The sequence below is a fragment of the Bradyrhizobium vignae genome (assembly GCF_900324035.1).
Lineage (GTDB): Bacteria > Pseudomonadota > Alphaproteobacteria > Rhizobiales > Xanthobacteraceae > Bradyrhizobium > Bradyrhizobium vignae.
On record NZ_LS398110.1, the window covers coordinates 3,904,833 to 3,917,162 of the forward strand.

A 12,330-nucleotide genomic window follows, 5' to 3' on the forward strand; every position below is an offset into this window, starting at 1 on the left:
CGAACGGCGCCAATGTCAGCGCCCCGCGGGTGCTGACCGGCTCGCTTATTGCCGGCTCGATTGCGGAGAGCTGCGCATCACATTCCGCGCGTCGCGAATTCGTACTGGCTCGATTGCTTGCGCACATGGCGGTGCGACTGTGTGGCAATGGCCTGCGACGCTGATGCTGCGATCAGCGCTGCAATGATTGTCCATGAAACATCTGGCGGGTGGCGTCTCCTCGAAGCTGTGGCCGCGAAGCGATGTTGCTTCGTGCGGCGTGCCGAGGATCTCGCACCGGAAAAAGGACCGAATAGTCTGAGCAGAACCGGAAAGACCATCCAGCCAGAGCGGAAAATGATCCGCTCCAAGAGGTGTCCAACGACCGCAGACCGCTCAGTACTTCCGGTAGAGCCCGATCAGCTTGCCCTGAATCTTCACGCGGTTCGGCGGAAGAATGCGGACCTCGTAGGCGGCATTGGCTGGCTCGAGTGCGATCGAGGCGCCGCGGCGGCGGAAGCGCTTGAGCGTGGCCTCCTCGTCATCGATCAGCGCCACCACGATGTCGCCGGTATCGGCGCTCTCGTTGCGCTGGATCAGCGCCATGTCGCCATCGAGGATGCCGGCCTCGACCATCGAATCGCCGCGCACTTCGAGAGCGTAGTGCTCGCCCGCGCCGAGCATGTCGGGCGGTACGCTGATGGTGTGGCTGCGGGTCTGCAACGCCTCGATCGGCGTGCCGGCCGCGATGCGGCCCATCACGGGCACCGCGACGGGACGCTCGCCCTCGTCAACAGGCGGGCTGGAGCTCGCGCGCACCTTGCCGAGATTGCCCTCGATGACGCTCGGCGTGAAGCCGCGGCGATTGCCGGCAGCGGCCTGGAGTTCGGGCAGCTTGATCACCTCGATGGCGCGGGCGCGGTTGGGCAGGCGGCGGATGAAGCCGCGCTCCTCGAGCGCAGTGATCAGGCGATGAATGCCTGACTTCGAGCGCAGGTCGAGCGCATCCTTCATCTCGTCGAAAGACGGCGGCACGCCGCTTTCCTTCAGACGTTCGCTGATGAACCGCAGAAGCTCGTATTGTTTGCGCGTCAACATCTCGACCAAAGTCCCCCGGTTGATGTCGTTCGATTCCGAGACGATGAATTCAGCGATAAGCCGCTACATCCTCGAAACAAATCATGAACGGACACTATATGTTCGATATGTGTTCCGCAACTGCTTAATTTACGGTGAACGGGGCAAATCTCGCGGAATGCGTGTGCCGTGCAGCTCAGACGGGGAGCCGCAGCACCTCGCAAGGCGTGCCGGCCTCGGCCTTCGGCGCGAACGGCGCGCGTACGAGAAGTACCTGTGCCGCAGCGAGATTCGCAAGCAGAGAGGAGTCCTGATGGCGGACGGGAAGGGCGACGAGCGTGCCGTCGCCGCGCAGTTCCAGTCGCGCACGCAGATAATCCTCGCGCTGGTCATTGGCCCCGAGATCGCGGCCCAGCACGGCGCATTCGCGGCGATGATGAATCACCGAACGGCCTGACAGGGCGCGAATCAGCGGCACCATGAACAGGAAGGCGCACACGTATGATGACACGGGATTGCCGGGCAGGCCGATCACGCGCATGGCGCCGAGCCGTCCGTGCATCATCGGCTTGCCGGGCCGAATCGCGATCTTCCAGAACGCCATCGAGATGCCTTCGCCCTTCAGCGCCTGCTGAACCAGATCGTGATCACCGACCGATGCGCCACCGGTCGTGATCAGGATGTCGGCGCCGCTCTCGCGAGCGCGGCGGATGCCGGCGGAAGTGGCCTCCAGCGTGTCGGCGGCAACGCCGAGATCGATGGTCTCGGCGCCCTCGCTGCGGGCGAGCGCGTGCAGGGCATAGCCATTGGAATAGACGATCTGGCCGCGACCGGGCGCGGTGCCCGGCATCACCAGCTCATCGCCGGTGGCAAGGATCGCGACCCTCGGACGGCGGCAGACGGCGAGCTGCGGATGATTCATCGCAGCGGCGAGCGCGAGATCGCGCTCGGTGAGACGGGTTCCTTTGCGCAGCAGCACGTCGCCCTCGCGGAAGTCGACGCCGGCGGGACGAATGTGCCGTCCGGGAATCGCGGCTTCCTTGATCATGATGTGCTTGCCGTCGGCGACCGTGTCCTCCTGGATCACGACCGCATCGGCGCCGTCGGGAATAACGCCGCCGGTAAAGATCCGCACCGCTTCGCCGACGCCGACCGTTCCCGCGAACGGACGGCCCGCTGCGGCTTCGCCGATCACCGCCAGTCTGGAATCGATCGTTGCCGCGTCTGCCGCGCGCACGGCATAGCCGTCCATCGCCGACATCGCTTCCGGCGGCTGCGTGCGCCGCGCCGCGACGTCCCGCGCGAGCACGCGATGGTAGGCGGCGTCGAGGGCGACCGTCTCCTCGGCCAGCGGCTCTGTGCCTGCGAGCACGGCGGCAAGCGCGTCGGATACCGGCATCAGGGCCACGGCGAACTCCCGCAACAAATCGAACAAATCGAAGGACTCGGTCGGCAAAGTTCTAGCCGAGCGGAGGGGCTGAAGCAAAAGACCTCCTCAACCCGGCGAAAAGCCACACTTCCTTTCCGCACTGGCTGTCGATGACAAAACTGCTCGAAAAGGCACTTCAAGCCGTGCGGCGGCTTCCTGCGGATAGCCAGGACGAGATTGCGTGTTCGATATTGGCTTTGATCCTGACGTCGAAGCCCCGTTCCGCCGCTTCGAGCGAAGAGGCGCAGGTTCACGGAACGCGCGACCCACGATCTGATTAGCATTGCCGATTATGTTAGGGAGCACAGCCCGTAAGGCGCGTTGCGATCCTTGAATCGCTTCAACCGGCTGGACGAAAAGGCTGGCGAAATCGTCATTCTCACGATTCAGCATCCCGCACGGGAACGCGAGCACTCGGATGCCTAAGGTGGCTCAAGTCCGCCGCGGCATGATCCGGAAGGCGAGGCAGACCGGCACGAGGACGGCCATGGCGAGCACGAGAAGGACGAGCGCCACGGCCAGCATCGGTCAACGCTCCGTCGGATCGTCCGGACTGACGTCCGCGACGTCGGGCGCCCTGGGACCTTGATCCTTGTCGGGCAGCGGATCGGCCTGGGATTTCAGGTCGGCGGCCTTGCTGATCAGCTTGGCGGAGAGGTCAGAATCCGAGGTGGTTCTGGCGAATTCGAGCAGGAGCGAGGCTTGCTTGGTGAGATAGGTCTTGCCCAGCACGTCGATCAGTCCAATGTAGAAGTCCCAACGGACTCATGAGTCCGATGGGTGGTATTCCGTTCCCGGAACTCTGTATAAAAATGCACAAAGTGATTGGGTTCCTCATCGCGTGCAATTTAGTTTCGGGAACTGAGCACGAACCGGGCCTCCCGCGGCTCAGATACCCAGCGCTTTCAATGCGTTTCCGACGTCACGCGGCGAGGTGACATGCACGGTCTTCAAGCCGCGCGCCCGCGCTCCCTCGACGTTCTCGGCGAGGTCGTCGAAAAAGACAATGCGATCCGCCGGCACCCCGATCGCCGCCACGACGTGATCGAAAGCCTCCGCGTCCGGTTTGCGCAGTCCGATGCTGGACGACAAATACAGCTCGCGGAAATGGCCGAGCAGGCCGGCGTATTCTTTCGAGAAATAGTCCACATGCGGCCGATTGGTGTTGGAGAAGGCGTAGAGCGGCATCTGCTTCGCCGCGCGCGGCAGCAGCTCGGCGATATCTGGCATCTCACCGGCGAAGATCGCGTTCCAGCCTTCCAGGAACTGCGCGTCCGAGATGCCGATTCCGAGCGAGGCACGCAGCGAGGCGAAATAGTCCGCGTCGCTGATCTTGCCCATCTCGTGCAGCCGGTAGGCCTCGTCACGCACATAGCGCGCGACGATGGCCTCGGGCCGGCAGCCCGCATGTCCCGCCCAGCAGGCGATCGCCTTGGAGAAGTCGATGTCGAGCACCACGCGCCCGAGGTCGAACAGCAGCGCATCGGCGCTGCCGGGAGAGAGTGATGTCATTGCGTCCTTTTCACTTCAATATCGGCAACTCAGTAGCGATAGGGCTCATGGTCGAACAGCGGGAACGCGCTGAACACGCCGGGTGCGTTGGTGGCGGTCGCCGGATGCAGGCAGGATTTATCGATCTCGGCGAATGAGGTGGCGCCCAAGAGGCCAAGGCAGCGCAGCGCCTCGTCCTCCAGCAGCTCCAGCATTCGCGCGACGCCGCCTTCGCCGGCGGCCGCCAGCGCCCAGCACTGCAGCCGGCCGATGCCGACGAGGTCCGCGCCCGCCGCGATTGCCTTGACGATGTCGGTGCCGCGGCAAAAGCCGCCGTCGACCATGATCTTGGCGCGGCCCTTCACGGCATCGACGATCTCCGGCAGCACATGCATGGCGCCACGGCCGTGGTCGAGCTGGCGGCCGCCATGGTTCGAGACGTAGATCCATTCGACACCGTGCTCGAGCGCGATCTGCGCGTCCTCGGCGGTGGCGATGCCCTTCAGGATCAGAGGGATCTTGAACTTGTCCTTGATCATCTTGACGGTCCGCCACTCCAAGCCCTTCTGGAAATCGCCTCCGGTGGCGCGCAGGCGGCTCTCGCGCACATAGCGCTTGGCGATGTCACGTTCGCGACGGCTGTAATGCGCGGTGTCGACGGTCAGGCAGAAGGCGGCATAAGCGTTCTTTTCGGCCCGGCTGACGACATCGGCGACGAAGGCATCGTCGCCGCGGACATAGAGCTGATAGAGCCGCAGCGCGTCGGGCGCAGCCTCGGCGGTCTTCTCCAGGCCGGGCTCGGACACCGAGCTCAGCATGTGCGCCGCGCCGAAGGTGCCGGCGGCGCGCGCGACGCTTGCCGCGCCATCCGGATCGAAGATCTCGAGCGCGCCGACCGGGGCGAGCACCACCGGCAGGCGCATCCTGCGGCCGAGCTGCTCGACGGAACCATCGACCTTGCGGACGTCGCGCAACACGCGTGGCCGGAAGGCGATCTCGTCAAGCGCCATGCGGTTGCGCCGCATCGTGGTCTCGGTCTCGGCCGCTCCGACGATGTAGTCCCAGGCATTCTGGTTGAGGTTGGCGCGCGCCTTCCGGATGAACTCGTGCAGGTTCTGGAACGGCTCGTTGCTGGCGCCGAGTTCGACGTTCCGTTCCGGCCGGATGCGGGGCGCTTCATTCATTGTTGTCCTCCCGAGAATTTGAAGTCTTGTCGCCATCGCCTATCGCGTCCGGCCCTCCAAAACCATCCTAAAATCGCATAGCTGTGAGGCGCGGGCGGCCGACCGGTTTCCGCTTTGCGCGAAACAGTTTCGGAACGTTGCCAAAAGTTTAGGCCAAGGCGAAGGGATTTCTTCGGCGCGGCCGCTAGCGCGGCATCCGGCCTTGAAGAAACCGGAATGGTATTGTGAGAAGCGGGCTGGATCGCCATTTGCATGGCGCCCCCCAGCCCCAAGAGAACCGCCAAGCAAAAGGCTAGCCCATCCATGCGGAAAACCCTGCTGTTCCCCCTGGGCGCGCTCACTGGAGCGTGTCTGACCCTTCTGGTAGCCAGCCCGCACAGCGGAGTATGGGCGGCACGGGCGGCGGCGAGCGCGGATGATGCCTACTCCCAGCTCAATCTGTTCGGCGCGGTGTTCGAGCGCGTCAAGGCCAGCTATGTCGAGAAGCCCGACAATGCCAAGCTGATCGAGGGTGCGATCACCGGCATGGTGACCTCGCTCGATCCGCATTCACGCTACATGAACGCCAAGGCCTGGACCGAGATGCAGGAGACCACCTCCGGCGAGTTCGGCGGCCTCGGCATCGAGGTCACGATGGAGGACGGCCTCGTCAAGGTCGTCTCGCCGATCGACGATACGCCGGCCTCGAAGGCCGGCATCATGTCCGGCGACCTCATCAGCAAGATCGACGGCGAGGCCGTGCTGGGTATGACGCTCGAGCAGGCGGTCAACAAGATGAAGGGACCGGTCGACACCAAGACCAAGCTCACCATCGTGCGCAAGGGCGCGGACGCCCCGCTCGACGTCGCAATCACGCGCGAGATCATCCATGTGCGCCCCGTGCGCTTCCACGTCGAGAACGGCGACATCGGCTATATCCGCGTCACCTCGTTCAACGAACAGACCACCGACGGCCTGAAGAAGGCGATCGCCTCGATCTCCAAGCAGGTCGCCCAGGAGAAGCTCGTCGGCTACGTGCTTGATCTGCGCAACAATCCGGGCGGGCTGCTCGACCAGGCCGTGTCGGTGTCGAGCGCCTTCCTGCAGCGTGGGGAGGTCGTGTCGACCCGCGGCCGCAATCCGGAAGAGACCCAGCGCTTCACCGCGCATGGCGGCGATCTCACCAAGGGCAAGCCGCTCGTGGTGCTGATCAATGGCGGCTCGGCCTCGGCCTCGGAGATCGTGTCTGGCGCGCTTCACGACCACAAGCGCGCGACGCTGATCGGCACGCGCTCGTTCGGCAAGGGCTCGGTGCAGACCATCATTCCGCTCGGCGCCGGCAATGGCGCGCTGGCGCTGACCACGGCGCGCTACTACACGCCGTCGGGCCGTTCGATCCAGGCCCAGGGCATCGCGCCCGACATCGAGATCCTCCAGGACGTGCCGCCCGAGCTGAAGGGCCGGATGGACACCATGGCTGAATCCCAGATGCGCGGGCATTTGCAGGCCGCCGACGGCACCGAGCAGACTGGATCGCAGTCCTATGTCCCGCCGGAAGAGAAGGACGACAAGGCGCTGCACGCGGCCTATGACTTCCTGCACGGCGTCACCGCGAATGCGGTCGCCGCCAAGCGCGCGACGAAGGCTGCGGTTCCGAATTAAATCCGACGACCTCCAGATATGGATCGCCCGGGAGTGGATCACCGCTTCCGGGCGAATTCGTTTGGGGACGCGGTCTCGAACACCTAACCGGCCTCGCGGCGGCGACCCTCGCTGCCTTCGCGTCGCGCGAGCCGGCTGCGATGCAGCGCGAATAGCTCCAGCATCTTGTCGGCCGGCTTGGCGGCGCTGAACAGATAGCCCTGCATCTCGGCGCAGCCGAGCGTGCGAAGCAGGCGCCGCTGCTCCTCGGTCTCGACACCCTCGGCCGTGGTGGTCATGCGGCGGGCAGCCGCCAGATTGACGACGGCCTGGACGATGCTGGCGGAGCCGTCGGGGCGGGCGATGTCGTCGACGAAGCAGCGGTCGATCTTGATCTTGTCGAAGGGGAAGCGGTGCAGATAGCTCAGGGATGAGTAGCCGGTGCCGAAATCGTCGAGCGCGATGCGCACGCCGATGGCACGAAGCTGGTGCAGGATCGCGAGCGCGGCATCGTCGTCGCGGATCAGGACCGCCTCGGTGATCTCGAGCTCGAGCCGGCTCGCCGGCAGGTTCGACGCGGCGAGCGCGGCCATGATCTTCAGCGCCAGCGTGCCGCTCTTGAACTGCACCGGCGAGACGTTGACGGCGAGGCGGATGTCGTCGGGCCAACCCGCCGCGTCCCGGCACGCGGTCGCCAGCACCCATTCGCCGATCTCGTTGATCAGGCCGGTGTCCTCGGCGATCGGGATGAATTCGGCCGGCGAGATCATGCCGCGCTCGGGATGGCGCCAGCGCACCAGCGCTTCGCAGCCGGTGATGCGGTCGTCCTTGAGGCCGAGGCAGGGCTGGTAATACACCTCGAGTCCGCCTTCGCGCCCCCCTTGGGCAATGGCGTGGCGCAGGTCGCTCTCGAGCTGGCGCCGCTCGCGAACCTTGGCGTCCATGTCCGGCTCGAAGAAGCGGAAGGTACGCCGCCCGGTCGACTTGGCCGCGTACATCGCCATGTCTGCGTTCTTGAGGATCTGGTCCAGCATTGTTCCGTGTTCCGGCGCGAGCGCAATGCCGATGCTGGCGTCGGTGGTGAGATGATGGCCCATGCAGTCGAACGGCGTGCGGATGGCTTCGAAGACCCGCGCGACGAGCTCGTTGACCTGGTCCAGCGACGTCGCCGCGCTCTGTACTATGGCGAATTCGTCGCCGCCGAGTCGCGCCACGAAGTCCGCCGGGCCGGCACAGCGGCGAAGGTTCGCCGCGACCGATTTCAATAGCTCGTCGCCGACGAGATGGCCGAGCGCGTCGTTGACGCTCTTGAATTCGTCGATATCGATGTAGTGCACCGCGATCTGTTCGCCGTCGCCGACCGCAGCCAGCTGATGGCGCAGATGCTCGTGAAACATGGCGCGGTTGGGCAGGTCCGTCAGCGCGTCATAATGAGCGAGGTGGGTGATGCGCTCCTCGATGCGGCGGCGCTCGGTGATGTCTTCATGGGTCGCGACCCAGCCGCCATCAGCGAGCGGTTCGTTGAGGATGTGGATCGAGCGGCCGTCGGAAGTGTCGATCACCATTGAATTACGGACATGGATGTCCTTCAGCACGAGCGCGACGTAAGCGTCGACGTCGCCCGCGAACGAGCCGGTTGCCTTGCAATGGGCGATGGTGTCGTGGAAGCTGGAGCCGGGCTTTACGATCTCGGCCGACAATCCATACATCTCGATGTAGCGCTGGTTACAGACCACGAGCCGCTGCTCGGCGTCGAACAGCAACAGGCCTTGGGTCATGTTGTTGACGGCGCGGTCGAGCCGCTGCTTTTCCAGCGTGAGCCGCTCGCGCGAAAGGCGGTGCTGCTCCAGCAGCTTGCGAACGATCGCGATCAGCAGGCCTGCGATGGCGAGCGCTGACGAGGCGGCAACCGAGATCAGGATGCCGATCTGCTCGCGCCAGTCCGTCAGGGCCGCCGCGCGCGTCGTGGTGGCCATCATCAGGATCGGGAAATGGGGCAGGGCGCGCGAGGAGATCAGCCGGTCCTCTCCGTCGACAGGGCTTACGAAACGGCCGGCGAAGTGATCGAGCCCGAACACCCTCTGGAGCTCGAACGCGCCGCTTTTGAAATTCCGCCCCATCAATTCGCTGGAATGGGGATAACGGGCGAGCAGCGTGCCGTCCCGATGCAGCATCGAGATCGTCGCGCCTTCGCCGAGCACGACGGAGGCGAAGAATTTTTCGAAGTTGGCGGGCTCGATTCCGCGCCCGACGATACCGAGGAACTCGCCGCTTGGCCCGACGATCTTCCGGGCCACCAGAATGGTCCATGCGCCGGAGATGCGGCTATGCAACGGCTCGATCAGGACATCAGGCGCATTGGGATCATACTTGAAGGAGCGAAAATAGGCGCGGTCGGCCATCTTGACCCCGGGAACCGGCCATGCCGTCGACGAATTGATCAGATTGCCTTCGGCATCGATGATGTTGACACCGCCGATATAGGGCAGCGCCTCGATCTTCGACCGCAGCATCCGGTGGACGTCCTCGCCCGAGAGGCGCTTGCGAAAGTCTTCCGCGGTCGTGATTCCGGTCGTGCGGACGTGGTCGACGAAGTCCTTCTGGATGACCGCGAAATCCTGCAATTGCTGGTCGAAATGGTGAGCGAGCAGCAGCACCGTGTTTTCCAGCTCGCGGCCGGAGTTGCGCAGCGCGCGCTCGCGGAAGTTCTGTGCCATCAGCGTTGCGCCAACGGCGATCGCGGCGATCAGGAAGATCCCGCCCACCACCAGCCAGCGGATCGGCCCGCTGCGCGTGAGCACGGCCTGGTCGACGAGGCGGTTGCGGAATTTGGTCATGATCTCGATCGCTGTCGTACACACGCCAGGATCAATTCTTGAGCCCGGGCACATCCGTTGGTTTACGGGAACGGCGTGGAGGTAAAGTTAGGAAGCGTGGTTAACGCAGGATGAAGGCGCGCGCACATGCAAACGATGCGCGGCACGGCGAGATGCAGCAATTCCCCGAGTGTGCCGTGGTCTCGATCCCTGCCGGTCGTCGCAACGCAACCGGTGCTTAACCATCTCACGTGCGCGCTCAATGACGCGCTCGCGCCGTTTCCATTGCGGGTGGCGGCACGCGCCGGGCGCGGCGCGCTGCTGTCGGCAGCGCGCGAGGATGCGCTTGCCGCCTGCGATCAGACGCGATAATGGCCCGACTTGCCGCCGAGCTTCTCGACGAGATGGATGCCTTCTATGTGCACGCCGCGTTCGACCGCCTTGATCATGTCGTAGATGGTCAGGCAGGCAACCGAGACTGCGGTCAGGGCCTCCATCTCGACGCCGGTCGGGCCCGTGACCTTCACGCTGGCGCGAACGAGGCAGCCCGGCAGTTTTGCGTCCGGCTCGATGTCGACCGTCACCTTCGACAGCGCGAGGGGATGGCAGAGCGGGATCAGCTCGGAAGTGCGCTTGGCGGCCATGATGCCGGCGATGCGCGCGGTGCCGAGCACGTCACCCTTCTTGGCATTGCCGGAAACGATCAGGTCGAGCGTTGCCTTGGTCATGACGACGCGGCCTTCCGCGACCGCAAGCCGCTCGGTCGCGGGCTTGTCCGAGACGTCGACCATCCGCGCCTCGCCGGAGGCGCCGATATGGGTGAGCGCGGGACCGGCGTTGGATTTGGCCGTCCTCGTCGTGCCTGGCTTCTTGGCTGGCTTGCGCGCCATGTCAGCGCGTGCCCGTCGCGCGCGCCGTCGTCTCGCGCGCGAGCAGCGCGCGCGTCGCCGCGGTGACGTCGGCCTGCCGCATCAGGCTCTCGCCGACCAGGAAGGTCGACATGCCGACGCGCTCGAGCCGGGCGAGATCTTCGGGCGTGAAGATGCCGCTCTCGCCGACCATCAGCCGGTCGCCGGGGATGAGCGGCGCCAGGGCCTCGCTGGTCGCGAGCGTGGTCTCGAAGGTGCGCAGATTGCGGTTGTTGACGCCGATCATCGGCGACCGCAGCTTCAGCGCCCGGTCGAGCTCGGCGCGGTCGTGGATCTCGATCAGCACGTCCATGCCATAGGCGATGGCAGCCTCTTCGATATCCCTGGCAGCGGCATCATCGAGCGCCGCCATGATGATCAGGATGCAGTCGGCGCCGTGCGCGCGCGCCTCGACCACCTGATAGGTATCGAACATGAAATCCTTGCGCAGCACCGGCAGTGACGTTGCCGCGCGCGCCGCCACCATGAAGTCGAGATGGCCCTGGAACGACGGCGTGTCGGTCAGCACCGAAAGGCAGGCTGCGCCACCCGCCTCATAGGCTTTTGCGAGTGCCGGCGGGTCGAAATCGGCGCGAATGAGACCCTTGGAGGGCGAGGCCTTCTTGATCTCGGCGATCAACGCATAGTCGCCATCGGCATGCTTGCTCTTGATCGCTCGCAGGAAACCACGCGGCGCAGAGGCGGCCTTGGCTTGCGCCTCCACGGCGGAGAGCGGACGCGTCCGCTTCGCTGCCGCGATCTCCTCGCGCTTGTAGGTCTCGATCTTGGTCAGGATGTCGGACATGCGCAATTCAGCCGTTGGAGACCGTGACCAGGTGCTTCAGCTTCGCGTTGGCCGCGCCGCTGTCGATGGAGGCGGCGCCGATCGCGATGCCTTCCTTGAGGTCCTTGGCGCGGCCGGCCACGACCAGTGCGGCGGCGGCGTTGATCAGCGCCACGTCGCGATAGGGGCTCGGCTTGCCGTCGAGCACGCTTTGCAATGCGATCGCATTGGCGTCGGCGTCGCCGCCCCTGAGCGCACCGGCCTCGCAACGCGAGAGCCCGGCTTCCTCCGGCGTCACCTCGAAATTCCGGATCTCGCCATTGTGGAGCGCGGAGACGAAGGTCGGGCCGGTGAGGGTGATCTCGTCCAGACCGTCGGAGCCGTGCACCACCCAGGCGGATTCCGAGCCGAGGTTCTTGAGCACCTGCGCCAGCGGCTGCACCCATTGCCTTGAAAACACGCCGACCATCTGTCGCTTCACGCCGGCCGGGTTGGACAGGGGCCCAAGCAGGTTGAAGATCGTGCGGGTCGCGAGCTCGACCCGGGTCGGGCCGACGTTCTTCATGGCGGGATGGTGGGCGGGGGCGAACATGAAGCCGATGCCGCATTCGCGCACGCAGCGTCCGACCTGCTCCGGCTTGAGATCGATCTTCACCCCAAGCGATGCCAGCACGTCGGCGGCGCCCGAGCGCGAGGACAGCGCGCGGTTGCCGTGCTTGGCCACCGGCACGCCGGCGCCCGAGACGATGAAGGCGGCGCAGGTCGAGACGTTGACCGAGCCGGAGCCGTCGCCGCCGGTGCCGACGATGTCGACGGCGTCGGACGGCGCCGTCACGGTCAGCATCTTGGAGCGCATCGCCGCAACAGCGCCGGTGATCTCGTCCACGGTCTCGCCGCGCACCCGCAGCGCCATCAAGAGGCCGCCCATCTGCGAGGGCGTAGCCTCGCCACTCATCATGGCATCGAAGGCGGAAGCGGCTTCGTCACGCGACAGGCTGGCGCCGGTCGCCACTTTTCCAATGATAGATTTCAGGTCGTCCAT

At 65.3% G+C, this 12,330-nt stretch carries 11 protein-coding genes; 2 read left to right on the plus strand and 9 right to left on the minus strand.

The window, feature by feature from the left end; all coding sequences use genetic code 11:
• Positions 1-375: 375 nt before the first annotated feature.
• The 5 genes from lexA to BRAD3257_RS19025 all read right to left on the minus strand — a co-directional run bounded on the left by lexA (position 376) and on the right by BRAD3257_RS19025 (position 5,160).
• Entirely contained in the window at positions 376-1,077 is a 702-nt protein-coding gene (lexA, locus tag BRAD3257_RS19005; protein ID WP_122406646.1) for a transcriptional repressor LexA, read from the minus strand.
• Between the two features lie 175 nt (positions 1,078-1,252).
• The gene (locus BRAD3257_RS19010; RefSeq protein WP_122406647.1) at positions 1,253-2,464 is read right to left on the minus strand and encodes a molybdopterin molybdotransferase MoeA; all 1,212 of its coding nucleotides are present in this window, start codon (positions 2,462-2,464) and stop codon (positions 1,253-1,255) included.
• 549 nt (positions 2,465-3,013) lie between these two features.
• Positions 3,014-3,217, minus strand: coding sequence for a hypothetical protein (locus BRAD3257_RS19015; RefSeq protein WP_122403076.1), 204 nt, complete (start codon positions 3,215-3,217; stop codon positions 3,014-3,016).
• Between the two features lie 156 nt (positions 3,218-3,373).
• Complete coding sequence (locus BRAD3257_RS19020; RefSeq protein ID WP_122403077.1) at positions 3,374-3,997, minus strand: HAD family hydrolase; 624 nt, start codon at positions 3,995-3,997, stop codon at positions 3,374-3,376.
• 29 nt (positions 3,998-4,026) lie between these two features.
• On the minus strand, positions 4,027-5,160 hold the full coding sequence (locus BRAD3257_RS19025) for an alpha-hydroxy acid oxidase (protein WP_122403078.1): 1,134 nt from the start codon (positions 5,158-5,160) through the stop codon (positions 4,027-4,029).
• Between the two features lie 303 nt (positions 5,161-5,463).
• Between BRAD3257_RS19025 and BRAD3257_RS19030 the strand changes: the two genes are divergently transcribed.
• The gene (locus BRAD3257_RS19030) at positions 5,464-6,801 is read left to right on the plus strand and encodes a S41 family peptidase (RefSeq protein ID WP_122403079.1); all 1,338 of its coding nucleotides are present in this window, start codon (positions 5,464-5,466) and stop codon (positions 6,799-6,801) included.
• An 83-nt stretch (positions 6,802-6,884) separates the two neighbouring features.
• Here the strand turns inward: BRAD3257_RS19030 and BRAD3257_RS19035 are convergent, their stop codons facing one another.
• The gene (locus BRAD3257_RS19035) at positions 6,885-9,620 is read right to left on the minus strand and encodes a bifunctional diguanylate cyclase/phosphodiesterase (RefSeq protein ID WP_162500594.1); all 2,736 of its coding nucleotides are present in this window, start codon (positions 9,618-9,620) and stop codon (positions 6,885-6,887) included.
• A gap of 123 nt (positions 9,621-9,743) precedes the next feature.
• Here BRAD3257_RS19035 and BRAD3257_RS39320 point away from each other — a divergent pair, with 123 nt between their 5' ends.
• Positions 9,744-9,968, plus strand: coding sequence for a hypothetical protein (locus BRAD3257_RS39320; RefSeq protein ID WP_129145027.1), 225 nt, complete (start codon positions 9,744-9,746; stop codon positions 9,966-9,968).
• Here the strand turns inward: BRAD3257_RS39320 and moaC are convergent.
• The 3 genes from moaC to trpD are packed head-to-tail and all read right to left on the minus strand — an operon-like array spanning position 9,956 to position 12,330.
• Positions 9,956-10,486: a cyclic pyranopterin monophosphate synthase MoaC gene (moaC, locus tag BRAD3257_RS19040; RefSeq protein WP_122403081.1), complete on the minus strand. Its 531-nt coding sequence runs from the start codon at positions 10,484-10,486 to the stop codon at positions 9,956-9,958. The two genes, BRAD3257_RS39320 and moaC, sit on opposite strands and share 13 nt — an antisense overlap.
• Before the next feature lies 1 nt (position 10,487).
• On the minus strand, positions 10,488-11,309 hold the full coding sequence (gene trpC / locus BRAD3257_RS19045) for an indole-3-glycerol phosphate synthase TrpC (protein WP_122403082.1): 822 nt from the start codon (positions 11,307-11,309) through the stop codon (positions 10,488-10,490).
• Between the two features lie 7 nt (positions 11,310-11,316).
• On the minus strand, positions 11,317-12,330 hold the full coding sequence (trpD, locus tag BRAD3257_RS19050) for an anthranilate phosphoribosyltransferase (protein WP_122403083.1): 1,014 nt from the start codon (positions 12,328-12,330) through the stop codon (positions 11,317-11,319).